General features: G+C 68.2%; 12 protein-coding genes. 9 read left to right on the top strand and 3 right to left on the bottom strand.

Features of this window, described 5'->3' with window-relative positions; translation table 11 throughout:
* Window positions 1-9 precede the first annotated feature (9 nt).
* The 7 genes from ACN469_RS11855 (at window position 10) to ACN469_RS11825 (ending at window position 9371) form a co-directional block, all read left to right on the top strand.
* On the top strand, window positions 10-1587 hold the full coding sequence (locus tag ACN469_RS11855) for a DUF1501 domain-containing protein (protein WP_498767208.1): 1578 nt from the start codon (window positions 10-12) through the stop codon (window positions 1585-1587).
* Window positions 1588-1689: 102 nt separating this feature from the next.
* Entirely contained in the window at window positions 1690-2565 is an 876-nt protein-coding gene (locus ACN469_RS11850; RefSeq protein WP_498767206.1) for a type VI secretion system accessory protein TagJ, read from the top strand.
* A 111-nt stretch (window positions 2566-2676) separates the two neighbouring features.
* The gene (locus ACN469_RS11845; protein ID WP_498767204.1) at window positions 2677-4365 is read left to right on the top strand and encodes a hypothetical protein; all 1689 of its coding nucleotides are present in this window, start codon (window positions 2677-2679) and stop codon (window positions 4363-4365) included.
* 141 nt (window positions 4366-4506) lie between these two features.
* Window positions 4507-4848: a PadR family transcriptional regulator gene (locus ACN469_RS11840; protein WP_498767202.1), complete on the top strand. Its 342-nt coding sequence runs from the start codon at window positions 4507-4509 to the stop codon at window positions 4846-4848.
* Entirely contained in the window at window positions 4845-5798 is a 954-nt protein-coding gene (locus ACN469_RS11835; RefSeq protein ID WP_498767200.1) for a hypothetical protein, read from the top strand. Before ACN469_RS11840 ends, ACN469_RS11835 begins: the two co-directional genes overlap by 4 nt.
* Before the next feature lie 153 nt (window positions 5799-5951).
* Window positions 5952-6191: a hypothetical protein gene (locus tag ACN469_RS11830; protein ID WP_498767198.1), complete on the top strand. Its 240-nt coding sequence runs from the start codon at window positions 5952-5954 to the stop codon at window positions 6189-6191.
* Between the two features lie 207 nt (window positions 6192-6398).
* On the top strand, window positions 6399-9371 hold the full coding sequence (locus tag ACN469_RS11825; RefSeq protein WP_498767196.1) for a hypothetical protein: 2973 nt from the start codon (window positions 6399-6401) through the stop codon (window positions 9369-9371).
* Window positions 9372-9428: 57 nt separating this feature from the next.
* Here the strand turns inward: ACN469_RS11825 and ACN469_RS11820 are convergent, their stop codons facing one another.
* The 3 genes from ACN469_RS11820 to ACN469_RS11810 form a co-directional block, all read right to left on the bottom strand.
* The gene (locus ACN469_RS11820; RefSeq protein WP_498767194.1) at window positions 9429-10202 is read right to left on the bottom strand and encodes an RICIN domain-containing protein; all 774 of its coding nucleotides are present in this window, start codon (window positions 10200-10202) and stop codon (window positions 9429-9431) included.
* A gap of 93 nt (window positions 10203-10295) precedes the next feature.
* A complete protein-coding gene (locus ACN469_RS11815) occupies window positions 10296-11435 on the bottom strand; it encodes an alpha/beta hydrolase fold domain-containing protein (RefSeq protein WP_498767192.1) in 1140 nt (379 codons plus the stop codon).
* 391 nt (window positions 11436-11826) lie between these two features.
* Window positions 11827-13236, bottom strand: coding sequence for a hypothetical protein (locus tag ACN469_RS11810; RefSeq protein ID WP_498767190.1), 1410 nt, complete (start codon window positions 13234-13236; stop codon window positions 11827-11829).
* A 643-nt stretch (window positions 13237-13879) separates the two neighbouring features.
* Here ACN469_RS11810 and ACN469_RS11805 point away from each other — a divergent pair.
* Both ACN469_RS11805 and ACN469_RS11800 read left to right on the top strand, forming a co-directional pair.
* Complete coding sequence (locus ACN469_RS11805; RefSeq protein WP_498767188.1) at window positions 13880-15499, top strand: sensor histidine kinase; 1620 nt, start codon at window positions 13880-13882, stop codon at window positions 15497-15499.
* Window positions 15496-18864 carry an ATP-binding protein gene (locus ACN469_RS11800; protein WP_498767186.1) on the top strand — a complete coding sequence of 1123 codons (3369 nt, stop codon included), beginning with the start codon at window positions 15496-15498 and terminating at the stop codon, window positions 18862-18864. Before ACN469_RS11805 ends, ACN469_RS11800 begins: the two co-directional genes overlap by 4 nt.
* The last annotated feature ends 8 nt before the right edge of the window (window positions 18865-18872 follow it).

Raw genomic sequence — 18872 nt, 5'->3', positions numbered from 1 at the left:
GAGGACCCCATGCTGAATACTTCTCGACGCACGTTGCTCAAGTGGGCCCTCGGAGCCGGGCAGCTCGCCCTCCTCGAACGCGCGGGGCTCCTCGGTTCTGGAGTCGCGCAGGCCGCGGACGCCGACGTCCCCTCCCGGCTCGTGGTGCTCTACGTCCCGGGCGGCTTCCGTCCGGCGTACTGCTTCACGCCGATGGAGGACTCGGAGATTCCGCTCTGTGTCCCCGGGCCGTCCGGCTTCAGCAGCGAGCCCGTCTTCTTCGAGGCGAGCAAGGTGGTGAACCTGGCGCCCGCCAACGGCCCGTACAAGCCGCTGCGGACATGGCAGTCCTGGAATCCGCAGGACCCGGCGGCGCGTGGCTCCTTCAGCCCGCTCATGTACGGCTACCAGCACTTCGCGCTGCATGAGCAACTGAGCGTGCTGCATGGCATCGACCAGGGCACCAATGACCACGCGAGCGCCTTCATCTCCGCGATGTGCGGCGTCGCGGGCGCGGACTATCGGGCGCCCGCGGTGCACTCGGTCATCGCGAATCACCTGTACGCACGGCACCGGGAGACCCGGCCGCTGCCGTTCGTGGTGGTCTCTGGAGACCGGGGTGTGCCGTCCGGCATGGGGTTGCCCTCTCACGCCTCGCCCGTCGGGGTGCCGTCCATCGACGCGCTCAAGCCGATGCTCTCCGGGAAGCCCACGGACAACGCCTGGTGGACGGGGCTCGACGCTCGCACCGCGGGCGCGGAGCTGGATGCGCGGGGCAAGGCCACGGGGGGCACGCTGAAGACGACCACGGTGGAGCGCTACTCGCTGGCGCGCGCGCAGCCGCTGCTGGGCCGCTCGACGGCGAAGGTGGACAACTACCTGGAGGGCCTGCATGGCTCGCTGTCGTCCGTGTCCCGTGTGTTGGCGACGGATGTCGTGTCCATGCTGGAGGGCACCAAGGGCATCGACACGCTGAAGACGAACCGGCCCGCGTACCTGTCGAGCTACCTGAGCGAGGCCTTCACCTACACGTTCGGCAACGCGAACTTCCACCTGGTCGGGTTGGACCCGCGCATGGACATGGCCCTGCGCCTGCTCAAGTCGGACCTGTGTACGTCGGTGCATGTCTCGCTGCGCATGGACTTCGACACCCACAGCGGCTCGGGCCATGCCTTCAGTTGCGCGCATGGACGCGGGCTGATGGATTGCGTCGCGCGCTTCCTGGGGGAGATGAAGGCCACGCCCGCGCCGGGCAAGCCGGGCAAGACGCTGCTCGATGACACCCTGGTGCTGGTGATGAGCGAGTTCGGCCGGAGCTGGGCGTCCCGCTCGGGCGATGGCAGCTACAACCTGCCGGATGACCACCACCCCTTCACCTCCGTCTTCTTCGCGGGTGGAAACGTGGCCGCGAACCGGCAGGTGGGCACGTATACGACGCGCGGGCTCGGCGTGCCGGTGGACATCATCGAGGAGACGGGTCAGACGCAGAAGCGGGTCCCCCGGTCCGCGGACGTCGTCACCACCGCGCTGCGCATCATGGGCATGGAGCCGCACGAGTTCTTCATCCCCGGTGGCTATGGCGAGGTGGTGGGGCTCCGGAAGGGGTAGCACCGACCTGGGGTGCGCCCTCGCCCGTGCCAGGACTTCAGCCGCTTTCAGAGTCACGCGGACGCGCTATGGTCGCCGCGCGGCTCTTGGGGGGCATACGCCATGAAACAGATTGAGCAACACCTCGCGGAGGGTGACTTCCAGGAAGCACTCCGGTTGATTGAAGCGGAGTTGTCGCAGGCGCCCTCGGGAGAGCGGCTGTTGACGGCGTTCAACGTGAGGGTGCGTCTGGAGGACTACGACGGAGCCCTGCGCGCGCTCGAGGAGTTGGAGGAGCTCGACCCTGGAATCTCCGAAGGGGTGACCTTCCTGCACCACTGTGCCGGGCTTGAACGCTTGCACTCCCAGCGAAGGAAGGACGCCGAGCTGGCCAAGGAGCGCGGCGCGCTGCAGGCGCCCCAGCCCTTCTCGCGTTCCTACCTCCAGGCGGCGGTGAGCCATGCGACGGGCAAGTTCTCCGACGCGGCCCGTGCCCTGGAGGAGGGCGCGCGCTCGGCCCCCAAGGCGGCCGGCACTCTGACGCGGACCAACGGCTCCCGGGTGCGCTTCTCCGACCTGACCGACTCGGATGAGCTGACGGGGCCGCACCTTCCCTGCTTCCAGGGGGGCACCGTGCTGGACGTGCCCTTCAGCGAGCTTCGCTCCCTCCAGTTCGAGAAGCCGAACAGCTCGATGGACGTCGTCTGGGTCCCTGCCCGGGTCCAGACGCTCGACGGCCGCGAGTTCGAGACCCGCGTGCCTTCGCTGTACCCGGGGACGGGCCTGCATGGCCACGCGCCCGTCCGACTGGGCGAGATGACCGTGTGGGAGCACGACCCTCATGGGTACGCCGTTGCGTTCGGCCAGCGCGACTTCAAGCTGACGCATGAGGAGGGCGGCATGGGGATGGTGGGGCTCCTCCAGGTGACCCGGATCGACTTCGAGGTGGCGAGCAAGCCACAGGAGAAGAAGTCCTTCTGGTCCAAGCTCTTCGGTTGAGGCGGGGCCCACGGCGTCTGGAGTCACGCCGGACTCGTCACACACACAGTACGAAGGAAACACCTGGCCTCCGTCTAGCAATGAGTCCCTCTCCACAAGACGGAGTCCCCCATGCGTCGTCTCCTCGCGCTCGCGACCCTGGCACTGCCGTGCCTGGTGCTCGCGGCGCCGGTCAGCCGGTCCAACCTCAACGCCAACAGCGACAACTCCCGGACCTTCGCCGGCATCACTCCCGAACGGCCCGTCCTCCAGCTCTTCATGAACCATGTGGACCGCGCGACGGACGTGTCGCTGCTGTTCGCCGGCGCGGTGTATGCCTCCAAGCAGGATGACTGGCTGCGCGTGCGCGTCCTCGATGGCTGTCTCAACGAGGTCTACTCGCAGCAGCACGCGCTCAGCCTCACGCTCGGCCCCAACCAGCGCAACTGGTTCACCTTCCCCCTCGGCGTGAACCTGACGCACGGCAACTACTACTACCTGGAGCTGTCCACGCGTTATGGCGGCTGGGACGGCAGCGCGCAGCTCGTCGTCAACAACTCCCGCTACGAACATGGCCGGCTGTTCGGACCGGGCTCGCTACAAGGGCTCGGCTTCCCGGGGAAGAAGGACGACGTGATGTTCATGCTGAACGGCACCGTCGAGGAGACGAAGTCCTGGTACCCGATGGCCACCACCAACGTCCTGTGTCCCGGACGCTGCCAGGTGCTGGGCACGGAGAAGCTCGCCTACGGGGCGCGCAACCAGTTCAATGTCATCATCCAGGAGACGGGTACGGCCGGAAACACGGGCTCGTTCTGGAGTGACTACGTCTCCGACCCGGCGCTGCTGTCACTCAAGGAGAACGTGCGCCGCGTCCTCGAGGAGCCCAGTGGCCCTCCCCTGCCCGGCGCGCGCCAGACGGCTCCGCTGTCCCAGACGGTGCCCTACAACTCCTACTACGGACAGATGAACTTCTACGTCGCGGTGGAGAACCCGTTGACGGACCCTCGCGCGGCGAAGGGCTTCTTGTACTGCGCGAACATCGACGCGCAGGTGAACGTCAAGACGGGCTCCTATGCGGCGTATGGAGCGACCTCCTTCGGCGGCGAGCTGCCCAGGCCCTCGGGCAGCACGCCGTGGCAGCACGACTTCTCGCGCGGCATCCTCCAGCACGAGCTGCTGGGCCATGGCATTGGCCAGCTCACCGAGGAGTACATCCTCGCGGGCGACACCGGGGCGATGGTGCAGACGACGCTCTCCGCGAACATGGACCCCATCGGCTGTCCCTCCTGGTGTGGCTCCGCGCTGACGGTGAATCAGCTCATCACCCAGATGGCGTCGGACCCGAACGCCGCCTGCTGGTCCTACAACGCGACCACCTGCCGGGCCCATGAGGCCCCGGGCAGCAGCCCTCGCTGTCTGACGTTGAGCGGCCTGAGCGACCCGGGCCTCGCCTGGTACGGCGGGCGCGCCTGCGCCCCCGTGACGGTGACGAACTACAACATCGGCCAGTCCTGCACCGGGAACACCGGCTGCTACATCGGCAAGACGAATGGCGGCGTCATCGCGGTCAACGCGGCGCAGCCCGGAGGCGACATCATGGGCGCGAAGGGCCGCTCGAACGCGGCGGCCCTGGGCTTCAGCACCGCGATGGAGGCCCACATCCGAGACATCATGGATTGCTTCTTCCCGACGACCTGCGCCTTCTATCCGGAGGCGCGCTGCCTGGCGTTCCAGGCGAAGTGGAGCGCCGGCGGCAACCGCGACGTCTTCGCCACCCGCGCCAACGCCTGCGAGAGCAGCTGGTATCGCCGCCGTTAGCCGTTAGAGGAGGCCCGCCATTCCCCACTCCCGGGCGCGCCGAGGACTTCGCGCCCGGGAGGACGTCGCGGCGCCCAATTCCTGGTGGACGTAGGGGTGGTGCGCTTGCGCTACTGTGCACCACACAGTACTGTGCTCCGCATGGGTCAGGCTGAGCCGTTCGACAAGCTGGAACTCGAGCTGCGCCGTGGGGTGGTGGTGTTGGCCGCCCTGTCGCAGCTGCGTGCACCTCGCTACGGGTACGAGCTGAGACAGGCGTTGGCGGAGAAGGGAATGCCCATTGAAGAGGGCACCCTGTACCCCCTGCTGCGGCGCCTGGAGACGCAGGGCGTCCTGCAAAGCGAGTGGAGAATCGAAGACGGGCCGCCCCGGCGCTACTACGCGCTGAACGCGGACGGCCGGAAGCTGCTCAGGCGGCTCACCGACGCCTGGCAGGGCATGAATGACGCAATGGACCGGCTCCTGGAGGAGGAGAGGCAATGAACGCGAATGACGTGCTGGAGTCCTACATCACCGAAGTCGCCGTGCGGCTGCCACGCAAGCAACGCGACGATGTGGCGTTCGAGCTGCGCGCATTGCTCACCGAGGAGCTCCACGCCAAGGCGGCAACGGAGGGACGCGACGCCGACGAGGCCATGGCCACCGACTTGCTGCGGGCCTTCGGCCGGCCGGAGGCGGTGGCGGCGCGCTACCGCCCCACTCTGACCATCATCGACCCCGTGGATGCGCGCGGTTTCCTGCGGGCAACCGTCATCGGGCTGGTCCTCATCTGGTGCGCCGGCCTGCTGGAGCACCTGTGGCTGCCCCTCCAGTCTGGAAGCGCGGTGCTCCAGGCGCTCGGCCAGTGGTGGGGACACACGGTCGTGCCTTCCTTGTGGTGGCCAGGCGTGCTCGTCGTGGGCTTCGGCATCTCCGCGTGGGTCCGCCGCCGGTGGCCGCACACCTCGAAGTGGAAGCCACGAGCGGGAGATCGCATCCAGGGCGGCCGCGCCGCCATGGCCCTGGGCATCGTGGGCATCCTGAGTGGACTGTTCGTGCTCCTCCAGCCGAGCTGGGTGCTGGATGTCTGCTTCGGTGGCCGGGCAGCCCCCGCCGCCTACGAGGCGCTCACCTACACCGACGAATTCCGTCAGCGCCAGTCGCCCTGGGTGCTCCTGCTCCTCCTGCTCCTCAATGTTCCCCTGATGCTCGCCGTCATCGTGCGCGGGCGCTGGTCCCCGGGCATGCGGCGCCTGGAGACGGGACTGGGCCTGGTCACTTGCGCGGTGATGGCGTGGATCGTCCTGGGGGGGCCCGTCTTCCGCACAGAGGTCAGCGACCGAACGACCCAATTCTTCATGGTCCTCATCATCGCCTCGGTGCTGATCCACCACGGCATCCGGTTGTTCCGGACCGTTCGCCCTGCTCCGACCCTCCACGGCACGCATGGGTGACGAGGCCCCGAAGCACTGGGGTGCTCATGTTTCATCCCGGTGAGTATCAACAGACTCACCCATTCACCCCTGTCCGTGCCCCTCCTTGATACGCGGAAGAGATGTTATCGTCACAAAGCCTTTCAACCCGGAAAGGCCTTTGAGGAGGCGTACATGCAGATGAAGTCCTTCATCACCAAGGCGCTGCTGACCGTGGGTTTGCTGTCGGGTTGTGGTGGCGTCGAAGCGGAACAGGATATTTCGGTTGAGGCCGCGGCCTGCGGAGGCGTGTGCGACCGCTTCTACAATCGCTGCCTGTTCCTGGAGAACAGGCCGGCGGATGAATGTGTCGCGGATTGGGATGCCTGTATGGCTCAGTTCTGCCCGACGGCAGCCGTGGCGGTGGCTGAGTAGCAGGTCTTTGATTGTGACCTCGGTCGCAGGCATTGACCCGAGGGAAAGAGCGGCCCGCCCAGGCATCCCCTGAGGCGGGCCGCTGTGCGATTGGACAGCCCCTCGCGGGTTCGACGACCTGCGCCATACGTGGCCGCTCCTTCCCTGCCCCCCGCGAGACTCGCCACACTGCCCGACTCCTCCGCCCCTCCCACAGGACGCGCTCGCATGAAAAGCCATGCCTCCAGGAACGAGCGGCCCTTGGAGCAGTCCGGCACGAATGCCACCCTCCAGCGCGCGAGGAGCTCCTCGCCCCGCGAGCGGCGTCTCGAGGCGCTCCAGACCTCCGCCACCGGCGGCCCCCATGTCCAGACGCTGGTCCAGATGAGCCACGCGCTCAACCGAGGCGCGCCGGTTCAACGGATGACCGAGGACCCACCCGACAGCCTCCAGGAGGCACCTCGGCGGGAAGAGACCGTGGAGGTGAGCGGCGTCGAGGACGCCCTCGAACGGTCCCACCCCGCTCGCCTGGGCATCCTCACCGCCCTCCAGAACCTGGAAGCGTACGGGGAACACCTGGCCACGCAGGAGGTGACGCCCGAGGTGCTGCGCGAGGTGCTCGCGGTGGAGGACCTCTCGAAGATGGACCCCGACCTGCTGACACACGTCGACGGCGTGCTCAAGGGCATGCTGATGCAGGAGCAGCTCTATGTCGCGGAGAGCCGCGAGTCGCTGCATCAACAGCTTGCGTGGCACCTGGGGGGAGCTGAGGACAAGGGGCTTGTCTCTCCCGAGATGAGGGACGAGGCGTACTCCTCGGTGACCAAGGAAGACCTGCGGAAGGACAACGCGAAGTCCCGCGCCAAGTATCGCTATTATGAACCCATCCGGCACCGGTTGATGAGCATGGGTTTCGTCGTGTCTCCGCCCGGCACCGCGCTCGGAGCGGTGTTCCCCGAGAGGGACTGGGTCCGCGACATCCCGTCAGACACGGAGTTCTGGCCCCAGGCGAAGGCCATGACCGACGAGCTCACCCTGCGCTACCAGTTGCTGGGGGATGATTCGAGCGCGGTCACCCGCCTGCTCAAGCCCCCGGAGGACCATGCACAGAGCGCGTTCTCCGCGAAGGACTGGCGGATCCTCTCCACGTCCTTCGCGAGCGCCGTGGGCTGCCTGTGCGTGTCCTGGACCAAGCACCAGGAGGGAGGGAAGAGGGTGTACGTGCCCGTCCTCGGTGTCTCCGGCGTCGTCCAGGAGGAGCCGCAGGCGCCGTACTTCCAGAAGTTCAACAGGCACCTCGGCCTGCCTGCCTGGGATGCCGATACCGAGGTCCCCAGCGCCGAGGCCCCACCCTACGAACCCTCCTCGGACGTCCAGGGACTGCGTGCACGTTTCAAGGAGCTGTCCGCCACCCTCCAGCAGGAGCGCCTGATAGGCAGAGGCCGTGTTCAGCCCGCGGACGAGTCCCAGCAGGCCATGCTCGACGAGTACAACGGCATCCGGGCGGAGATGGACGCGAAGGAGACCAGCGCCAGGAAGCGACTCAAGGAGACCCACGAGCACGAGGAGATCCAGAAGGGGCTCGAGGTCAATTACGAGACGATGCTCCACCGCGCGAACTTCGCGTCGCTCGAGCATCGCGCCCGGGGCCAGCTCCGACTCAGAAGCCCGGCGCGACAAGCGCTGCTCAGCTATGTGTCGTTCCGAGAGAAGAAGACGCACGAGGGCTTGAAGATCGAGGAGCATCCCATGCGTGAGCTGGACGGGCGCGCGCAGGGTGTCGACCTCTGGCTGTCCGGCTGGCACTCGCTCACCTGCGCGGAACCGGCGGCGCTCATGACCGCCGCCTCGTATTTCTGTGACGGCGCAGACGTGCTGGTGTGTTTTCCCTACGAGGGGTTCCAGAAAACCGGCACGAACCGCAATCGGCCAAAGGAGACCTGTGCCTGGTGTGCCGCCGTCGAGCTCGGCTTCCGCAGTGTGAGCAGCAACCCCAAGAAGGTGGACGAGAGCGTGGATACGGGGACGTGGTTGACTCAGTTCACCATCCCCACCGAGCTCGAGCCGCCCACTGCGCTGCCCGTGGAGGAGGAGTTCGACGCCTTCGACGATGCCAACCCCATCACGACCGCGACGCGCAGGACCCTCGCTGGCCGCGACGCTGTCGGACTGGTGAGGAACACCAACCTCGAGGACCGCGCCTACAGCGACGTCGTCGAGACGAAGATTGGCCGCATGCGCTCGATGTACCACCTGCTCGGCTTGCTCGACCCGGAGGTCATCGCACTGGACCGTCCCCTGTTCGGGCGCCGCGCGCTCGACGGTCCTCGCCCTGAGACAGGGCGCAGCTCCATCGAGGGGCCACGCTCGGACGCGCCCACCGGAGAGGCCTCTTCATCGGAGGTGCGGCACGAGGCCAGCTCGTCCGGGGAACCCGAGGTCGAGGACCTGTCAGCGGAGGCGCGCTACCGCGCGTATGTGAATCGCAACTTCGCCCTCGTCGACAACCCGGGAGGCGGTGACTGCCTGTACTACGCCTTCGCGGACGGCGTGAATCATCGCTCCGCTGAGGACGCCTCGAAGCTCCCGGGGGACGGACGCGCCGAGGAGTCGATGCACTACCGTCAGGAAGCCGCCGCGATGACGGCGACATTGATTCGACGCGGCATCGGCATCTCCCCGGCGATGTTCCGTGACATGAAACCGTCGTCGGAGCTCCTGGAGCTCATCGCTGTCGCAACCGCGCGGATGGAGCAGGTCCGCGGAGAGGCCTGGCAGCAGGTCCGACAACATCGGGGGCTCGGAGACGGCCATGAGTTCCGGGACACCGACGAGAACTACCAGGAGGAGGTCGCCGAGGCCGAAGCCCGTTTCCAGGAGTTGCTCCGGGCGAACGTCCCGCTTGGCGAGTTGCTGAACGTGCTCGCGACGGCCTACGAGGACGGACAGGGCCGCGGGCACCAGTGGGCGGGAGACCTCGACTTTCGAAGCCTCGTGCTCGCCCGTGGGGTGAATCTGAGAATGCACTACGTCGACAACTCGCCCGAGGGACTGCGTGAGGGCGACGGCCACCGGGTCGACGAGTACAACTTCCGGGAGCTGTCGGCGCGCTACCTCGGCGAGGAGGTGGACGAGGCGACCGACACCATCGACGTCTTCCATCAGAACGACAACCACTATGTGGCGGGGCGTCCCTTGTAGTGGGAGCCCTCCCGGGGGCACATGCCCTGCCAGCTCATGTGCCCCGGGGTCCTGGGGTCAGATGTCCAGCATCCAGAGCTGGTTGTTCGCCGTTCCGTCACGCTTCATGGGGTAGGTGATGAGCCGCCCCGAGCCATCCGCCTTGGCGCCCTCGATGTCCAGCACGTGGCCGTTGAGCTGGCTCTGGATGTAGTAGGTGCCGCGAGCGCGACCGGGCACGAGCTTCCACACCTGGTGGGACTCGCCGTGGGCCTCCCAGGTGACCACGCGGGTCCCCGCTGCCTTGTTGGCGCCCTCCACGTCGAGCACGAGCCCGTTGAGCCGGCTGCGGATGAGATAGCCGCCCCGCGTGGGCACCAGCTCCCACTGCTGGTTGTCATTGCCCTCGCGGTTGGACTTGGCCTGGTGGGCGATGAGCCCCGCGCCGGGCGAGCGGTTGTTGCCAGCGATGTCGATGACGAGCCCCGCGAGCTTGCTGCGGATGAAGGTGCCGCGCTGGGGGCGCGTCTCTCCCCGGCCATGGCCCCAGTCCCGTCCGTCGTGGTCCCGCTCCGAGCGCCCGGGCGGCGGCGGGGGCGGCGGCGGGCGCGACTCGCCCTGGCACCAGCCCGAGGGGCTGCACGTGCGCGCGCCATCGCACTGCGAGGCACTCTGGCAGCGGTTGGGACCGGGGCGGTTGCGCGACTCGTCCCAGCGGTAGTCCGGACCCGGCCCCGCCGACGCCGTCAGCGGCAGGAGCAGCAGCGCGAGCGCCGCCCATCCCCTGCCCAGCGCGGACGACCGATTTTCAAGCGAACGAACACCCTCGGAGCCACTCCGAACCGCCACCATGGGACTTCTCCTTCTTTCCTTGAGGTTTCCAGCGGAGGAGCAGCTCTCGCCGCCCGCTCACCCTGTGTTCTTCATGACGGGAGCCCGGGAGTTTCATTCACCGTGAGCGGGCGCGTATTGCTGTAGGAATCGTCCCACCCGCGCCCGGGCGAGCTGACGGCCGAAGCCGCCATCCCAGATGTCGAAGCCGTGCTCCGCGTACGGCAGCGTGAAGAGGGCGTGTGGAACGCCCGCCTGGGCAAGTCGAGCGGCCAGCGCGCGCGAGGCGTCGAGCGGCACGACGCTGTCGGCCCCGCCATGGAGCAGGAGTGTCGGAGGGGAGCGTGGCCCGACATGGTGGATGGGGGAGAGCAGCTCGTACAGCTCGCGGTGGCCCTCCAGCGGTACCCCCGTGAAGCCCTCCAGCGGAGCAGGGTCGCTCGCGGCGTGGGCCACCAGGTCGCCAGGCGCGTAGAACCCGATGATGGCCGCCACTGACGTGTCCCCGGGAGCGCAGGAGGACGCAAGGCGTGGCTCTCCCACGGTGTACCCCGCCAGGGTCGCGAGGTGCCCGCCCGCGGACTCGCCGAACAGGACGAGCCGGTCCGGGTCGATACCGTAGGTGGCCGCGTGGTCCTTGACCCAGCGGATGCCACACTTGACGTCTCCCGGGGCTTTCAAGCCGGTGGCGGGAGGAAAGAGCCGGTAGTCGAGGGAGATGAGCGCATAGCCCCGCGCGGTGAAGAAGTCGGCCCAGGCGCGGGCATGGCCGCGCTCTCCCCCACGCCAGCCACCCCCGTGAAGGTAGAGCACCGCCGGGCGGGCCCTGGCCGCGGAGGCCTCGGGAAGGAAGACGTCGGCGTACAGCTCGCGCCCCTCGACCACGGCGAAACGAACCGTCTGGCTCGGGAGGGGTCGGGCCCCGACGAGCGAACGGAAATACTCACGGAGGTCGAGCGGAATGTCGGCCGCCCTGGCCATCCGCCACGCGGAGGCGGCGGGCCACACCGCGAGGAATCCGATGAGCACCGCGGACGCAGCCGTCCCCCAGCGCAGCCACCTCCACGCGTCCACGTGAGCGCTCCAGAAGGCCACCAGCGCCGTGAGGAGCGCCGGCACCAGCATCACCAGGCTGTACTCCCGCAGGATGCCCTTGAGCAGATGGACGAGCGTGGGCACCCCAGCGGGAGCGAAGAAGACGGCCGCGAGCAGCACACAGCCCACGATGTGAAGCAGCGCCAGGAGGGTGGGCATGACCGAAGAGAACAGGCAGTGCCTGCGTCACGCAAGAACGCACTTGCGCCTGACTCAAACGCGCGCGGCCTGTCCGGCTTCGCGTGTCCCTCGCGCATCCGCTGGGCCGTCCCCCCGGGAACCTACGAGGTCATCGAGTCGCAGCCTCGCGGCACCACGACCCAGAAGCTCAGGCTGGGCAGCATCTCGTCTGCTCCACCGGCGACCTCTTCTTCAATCGCAGCCCCAGGGAGAACGAAATACTCGCCGTCATCATGAAGGACGAAGCACAACCCAAGAAGGGCCTTGGCACCGAGCGCGATTGAGCGCCGCGCCGGTCGCCCCGCGCACGGCATGCGGGCCCTGACCTGTCATGAGCTGGTGGTCATGACAGGTCAGTCCCAGCCGAGACCTACGGGTTGATGTCGAGCCCTCGCTCGGCGAAGAAGCCCTGGACGCTCTGCCGCAGGCTCTCGGTCTGCGTTGACCCCTGAAGGGTTCCATAGGACCAGACAGCCCCGGGCCCGAAGGGGCCGCTCCAGCACATGTTCGGCTCGGCGTAGATGGCGGCGAAGAGGCCATTCCTCGTATTCGCGGCGGAGATGGAGCTCAAATTCGACCTCGACGCGTAGGCCCACATGCCCGAGTCAACGGTGGCTGTGGTTCCTGAATTGGACCAGACGTAGCGGGTGGTCGAGTCGTCGAAGGAAGCATTGTATTCGGCGACGTTGTGGAGCGCGTAGTTGCCATCGACCAGGTAGAAGCTCTCCACGAGCGCGTAGGCGTCCGCGGCGCCATTCACGGTGACGAACGCCTTGCCGCTGATACGCCCGGCATGCTCATACACCGCGGGGCACGAGTACCTGCAGGGCATGAGATAGGGCCTGGGGAAGGGAATGTACCACTCACGCCCGCCACCAGGGAAGCGCACCGACACCCGCCAGTCGTCATAGAACAACCACCTGAAGCAGGTAGGCCTGAGCTGGATGTTGTTGCTTCCCCAGATGTCATGGGAAATACCAGCTGCAGAGCCGGACCTGGCGGTCAGCGAGCCCACCGCGCCAGCGCCATGAGTCCCTTTCACGTGCCCACCTGAGTGCGACACATCGACGACCATGGCAGGGGAAGGAGCCAGGGTCGTCCGGCTCGTCCAGGTGCAGAAGCATTCGCCCCAGTAGGGCAGACGCCGCAGGACATTCTGCGAATAGAGCAGCGCATCACCGCTCAGGTGAGGGGCGGCCTCGGACACGGCATCCAGCAGGTCAATCTCCGTGTTCTCAAATCTATCTTCGATGTAGGTGAGAGCCTCGTCGAACTCGGGGCGCACGTGCACCACTTCCTCGTTGGTGCCCAACGAAGGCGCCACCGCGAGCACGCAGTTCTCCGACCAGTCCTCGCAGTCCAGGTTCAGGTCGTAGAACTGGACATTCAGCGGAGTCCCCCGCCAAGGGTCCTCCACGACCAGCTTCTGCGTCCAGCCGGTCTCCCAGGGCTGCTTCAGCGCACCGGGCAGCTCCACCTCGATGACCTCCCCCGGCTGCGGGAACAGCTCCTGGATGTCGTTGATCTCCCCCTGACCGTCATACGAGACAAGCTGCGCGAAGTCAGGGAAGGGCCCCTCGCCATCCGACCACTGGAGTCGCACCCGGAGACTGTCTCCCTCCAGGGTCAACCCCACGAAGGCGACGGCGGGCTCATCATCCGGCTCTTCCTGGGCCCCCACGGGGGTAGCCAGCAGCAGACTCCCGAGAGCCAGCACGGACAGCAGGCGCGGCCATGGCGGAGCAAGGCCCCAGGGGCCTCGCGCGAATCGTTGGGACATGTGGAAATTCCTTACGGACTCGCGTCTCGACAAGGATTGTCGGGAGGCAATGCCTGCCGAGGTGCCACCACGCAGCCCCAGCAGACCCCAATCAATTATCAGAAACTCCAGAGCGCCCCACCGCACCGACCGGCGAAAGTGTTTCTCGCTGAACGTGCGAGAGGGAATACCACCGGGTCGGAATCACCCAGGAAAGGCACGCGGCGAAGACCCACGGAGGAACCACTACGGCGGCGAGCCTCGCCATGAAGACGGCGAACCCAGACAAGGCCACTGCCCTGGAGAGCACCATCAATCTCTACCAGAACGACTGCTCGCCCACCTGTCCAGGCGCCGAGGAGGGCTCCCCTGTCGACGGCGCGGTGAACGAAGTCGAGGGACCTCCCAGCTCGTCCCTGGCCCGGTGGGCGAGTTCCTGGGCGCCTTCTCCTCCGTGGGCGGCTCGCCAGCGAAGGGCGGAGACAGCCTGGAAGGCGGGCGTTCGAACGGGTGACCCTCAGGGCCCTCCAGGCAGGCGTTCGTCCCCTCGTCATCTGGTTGACGCCTGTTCGTTGACTCCTGGTGACTCCAGCATCTTTGAGACACGGCGAACGCGGCCACGCTGGTACTCAGTCCCCCCGAGACGGGCACGGAGGAGGCACATTTGGGTCGGGCTGAAACAGCCGGAGACATCCGCCACCAGGAGCTGTTCGATGGCGTGGACGTCTCCCTGTGGGAGGAGGATTTCACCGCCGTGACGAGCGCGCTCGACGCGCTGCGTGCCTCGGGCGTCCGGGACCTGCGGGCCTGGCTCGCGGAGCATCCTGAGTTCGTGATGGAGGCCGTGGGGTGGGTGGAAGTCGTGGCCGTGAATGAGGCCACGGTGCGCCTGCTCGAAGCCCGCAGCCGGGAAGAGGCGATGGGCTCCCTGTCCCGCCTCTTCCTCCCGGAGACGATGACGGCCTTCACCGACGAGCTCGTCATGTTCTGGGAAGGCGGCACAAGGCTGGAGATGGAGACCGTCATCCGGACGGTGGGGGGCCGCCACATCGACGTGATGCTCACAGTGACTCGGCCTTCGAGTGAGCGCGGCGATAGGGTCTTCGTCACCATGCGAGAGGTCACCGCGCAGAAGGCGTTCCAACGGGCGCTCCAGGAGAGCGAGGCCCGCTTCCGGAACATGGCGGACCACGCGCCGGTGATGCTGTGGGTGACGGACGTCACCGGCCACAGCCTCTACCTCAGCCGGAGCTGGTACGAGTTCACCGGACAGACGGAGGAAGAGAGCCTGGGCTTTGGCTGGCTCAAGGCCGTGCATCCCGACGACGCCGAGCGTTCAGGGGCCGTGTTCCTCGCCGCCAACGCGGTGCACAGCCCCTTCCGGATTGACTACCGGCTGCGGCGTGAGGACGGTGAGTACCGGTGGGCCATCGACTCGGCCAGCCCCCGCTTCGGGCCGGCCGGCGAGTTCCTGGGCTACATCGGCTCGGTCATCGACATCTCCGAGCGCAAGCAGGTCGAACAAGAGCGCGAGCGGCTGCTGGTCTCCATGGACGAGGCCATCCGGCTGCGCGATGAGTTCCTCACCGTGGCCAGCCACGAGCTCAAGACGCCGCTGACGCCGCTCCACCTGAAGCTGCAGATGCTGGCGCGCGCGGCCCAGGAGCGGCGGGGCCCGGAGCTGTTGGAGCGACTGCCGGCGGACCTGGAGGTCATGCTGCGGCAGGTGAAGCGGCTGTCGACCCTGGTGGGCGAGCTGCTGGACATGACGCTCATCAGCGGCGGACCGCCGCGTCTGGCGCTGGAGCCCGTGGCGCTGAGGGCGCTGGTCCACGCGGTGGCCGCGCGCTTCGCACGTGAGGCCCAGCGCACCGGGACGCCCCTCCACGTGGAGGTGGACGACGGGGTGGTGGGCCAGTGGGACCGGGGGCTGCTGGAGCAGGCGTTGTCGAACCTCCTCTCCAACGCCCTCAAGTATGGCGAGGGTCGTCCCGTCCATCTGCGGGCCGGCAGGACGGCGGAGCACGCCTGGCTCAGCGTCCGCGACGAAGGCATTGGCATCCCCCCCGCGGCCATGGACCGCATCTTCGAGAAGTTCGAGCGCGCCGTCTCCGCGCGGCACTACGGCGGGCTGGGCCTGGGGCTGTACATCGCACGGCAGAACGTCCGGGCTCTCGGGGGAACCATCGAAGCGCGGAGCACTCCGGGCCAGGGCGCCACCTTCACGGTGAGCCTGCCCTGCAAAGTGCCCGGCACGAACGCGTCGCGGGAGCGGACCTCATGAAGGGCTCCCAGGCCGTGGAGGAGGTGTTGCGTGGCGGCGGCGAATGCGGCGCATTGCTGCGGCGAATCGACTGGGCGCGAACAGCCCTGGGCCCCGTGGAGACCTGGCCACAATCCCTGCGCACCACGGTGGGCATCGTGCTCGCGTCCAACTACCCGCTCTACCTGGCGTGGGGTCCCAGGTACGTGCAGATGTACAACGACGCCTACCGGCCCATCTGCGGCGCGACGAAGCATCCCGCGGCGCTGGGGCAGGAGGCCGCCCTCACCTGGCCGGAGGTGTGGAGCACCTTCCTCGCGCCCGGCTGGGAGCGCATCCAGGCCACCGGAGAGCCCATCCGCGTGGAAGACTTGATGATGCCGCTGGACCGCAACGGCTACGTGGAGGAGTGCTACTTCTCCTACAGCCACAGTCCCATCCGCGACGAATCCGGCGGCGTGGGCGGCATCTTCGCCGCCCTCACGGAGACGACCGAGCGCGTGCTCAACGAACGGCGGCTGCGCACCCTGTCCGCGCTGGGCGCCGCGGCCCTGGGACAAGAGACGCCAGAGGCCACCTGCCGCGAGACGGCGCGCGTGCTCGCGGGCAACCCGAGCGACGTTCCCCTGGCGTTGCTGTACCTCACCGACGCCGCGGGGAGGGCGGCGCGCCTCGTCGCCACCAGCGGCGTGACGCCGGACAGCCGCGCGGCCCCGTCCCAAATCGCCCTGGAGGAGGAGTCCGCTCCGGACACCTGGCCCCTGGCCCACGTGGCGCGGACGGGGGAGCCGCTGCGGCTGGAGCGGCTTCCCGGGGCCCTGGGCCCGCTGCCGGGCGGCCCCTGGCCGGAGGCGACCACCACGGTGCTCGTGCTGCCCATGCCCCGGCCCGGACACGCTCGGCCGCTGGGCTTCCTGGTGCTCGGAGTCAGCCCGCGCCGGGCGCTGGATGAGGCCTACCGCCGCTTCCTGGAGCTGGTGGCCAGCGGTGTGACGACAGCCGTGTCCACCGCGCGCGCCCGGGAGGAGGAGCGCCGCCGGACGGAGGCGCTGGCGGAGCTGGACCGCGCCAAGACGACCTTCTTCAGCAACGTGTCCCACGAGTTCCGCACGCCCCTGACGCTGATGCTGGGGCCCGTGGAGGACGGCCTCCAAGACTCCGAGGAGCCGCTGGGCCCGAGCCAGCGCCAGCGCCAGGAGACGGTGCATCGCAACGGCCTGCGCCTCTTGAAGCTGGTCAACACGCTGCTCGACTTCTCCCGCATCGAAGCGGGCCGAGCGCGGGCCGCCTTCGCGCCCACGGACCTGGGCGCGCTCACCTCGGACCTGGCCAGCGCCTTCCGCTCCATGGTGGAGCGCTCCGGCATGAAGCTCGTCGTGTCATGCCAGCCGATGTCGGAGCCCATCTGGGTGGACCGGGAGCTGTGGGAGAAGGTCATCCTCAACCTGCTCTCCAACGCCTTCAAGTTCACCTTCGCCGGGGAGATTCGCGTCGCCTGCGCGGCGCATGACGACGGGGTGGAGGTGTCGGTGACGGACACCGGCACGGGCATTCCCGAAGCGGAGCTGCCGCGCGTCTTCGAGCGCTTCCACCGCGTGCAGGGGGCCCGGGGCCGGAGCTACGAGGGCAGCGGCATCGGCCTGGCGTTGGTGCAGGAGCTGGTGAAGCTGCACGGTGGGTCGCTCACCGTCCGCAGCACCGAGGGCGAAGGCAGCACCTTCACGGTCCGGCTGCCCCGTGGCAACGCGCACCTTCCCGCCGACCACCTGACGACGGAAGGGCCGCCCCACCACACCAGCCTCCCCGCCTTCGTCAGCGAAGCGGAGGCGTGGCTCGGTGCCCAGCAGCCCTCCGCCACCGAGGACACCTCGGCCCTCCTGGACGTGCCCCGGCCCTCCCAGGCCGGCGCCCGGGTGCTCCTGGTGGACGACAACGCGGACATGCGGGACTACGTCCAGCGACTGCTGGGGGGACGCTACACGGTGGAGACGGCCGCCAACGGCCACGACGCGCTGGAGCAGGTGCGGGCCCGGCGGCCGGACCTGGTGCTCAGCGACGTGATGATGCCGGGGGTGGACGGCTTCGGGCTGCTGCGCGCGCTGCGCGAGTCGCCATCCACCGCGGACATCCCCGTCATCCTCCTGTCCGCCCGCGCGGGTGAGGAGGCCACCGTCGAGGGGCTGGAGGCCGGCGCCAACGATTATCTGGTGAAGCCCTTCTCCGCGCGGGAGCTGCTGGCGCGCGTGGAGGGCAACCTCGCCGTGTCCAGGGCGCGCGAGGAACAGCGTCAGGTCGAGCAGTCACGGCAGGCCCTGGCTGTCGTGGTGGAGCAGAGCTCGGATGCGATTGGAATCGCCGACACCGAGGGCCGCGTCACCTACCTCAACGAGGCGGGACAGCGGATGATGGGCGTGACGGGGATGGAGGCGGTGCGCCGCACCGCGCTCCTGGACTACTTCCCGGAGGAGGAACACCCCTTCATCCGGGACACGCTGCTGCGCACCGTGGCGGCCCAGGGACGCTGGGCGGGAGAGCTCCTGGTGCGCAACCTCCAGACGGGCGCGCGCGTCCCCGTCCTCTACACCGTCTCCACCCTCACCCACGCCCGGACGGGTCAGCCGGTGGGCATCGCCGTCGTCGCACATGAGTTGTCCGAACAGAAGCGTCAGGAGGCCGAGGCCCGCCGTCGCGCGGAGTTCGAGCAGCAGCTCATCGGCATCGTCAGCCATGACCTGCGCAACCCGCTCAGCGCGATTCAGTTGGGCGCCTCCGTGCTGGCCCGGCGGGAGGATCTGAACGAGCGGACCCTGCGCTCGGTGCTGCGCATCCAGGCCTCCGCGGAGCGCGCCGTGAGGATGACACACGACCTGCTGGACCTCACCCAGGTGCGCCTGGGCGGAGGGCTGCCCATCCACCGTCGCCCCGTGGACCTGCACGAGCTGACGCAGCAGGTGATTGACGAGCTGCAGATGAGCCACTCCGAGCGGAGGTTCCGCGTGGAGTCGGACGGGGACGCCGCTGGTGAGTGGGACCCGGACCGCATCGCGCAGATGCTCGGCAACCTGGTGGGCAACGCGCTCCAATACAGTCCCGGCGACTCCCGCGTGACGGTGCGCGTCCACGGTGAAGCGTCACGGGTCATGCTGTGCGTCCACAACGAGGGCCCCCCCATTCCCGACGACGCCAAGGAGCGGCTCTTCCGTCCGCTGCAGCGGGCACGGACGGGCGACTCCAACGCGGGGCGCAGCATCGGCCTGGGGCTCTTCATCGTGAAGCACATCGTCGAGTCCCACGGGGGCACGGTCGACGTGACCTCCCGAGAGGGCCAGGGCACGACGTTCATCGCCTGGCTGCCCCGGCTGCCTCCGGGACAGGGCGCGGGCTAGCAGGTGGG

The sequence above is a fragment of the Corallococcus terminator genome (genome assembly GCF_049194865.1).
Lineage (GTDB): Bacteria > Myxococcota > Myxococcia > Myxococcales > Myxococcaceae > Myxococcus > Myxococcus terminator_A.
Note: the sequence above shows the minus strand (reverse complement) of the source record. Positions and strands in the feature narration are given on the sequence as shown.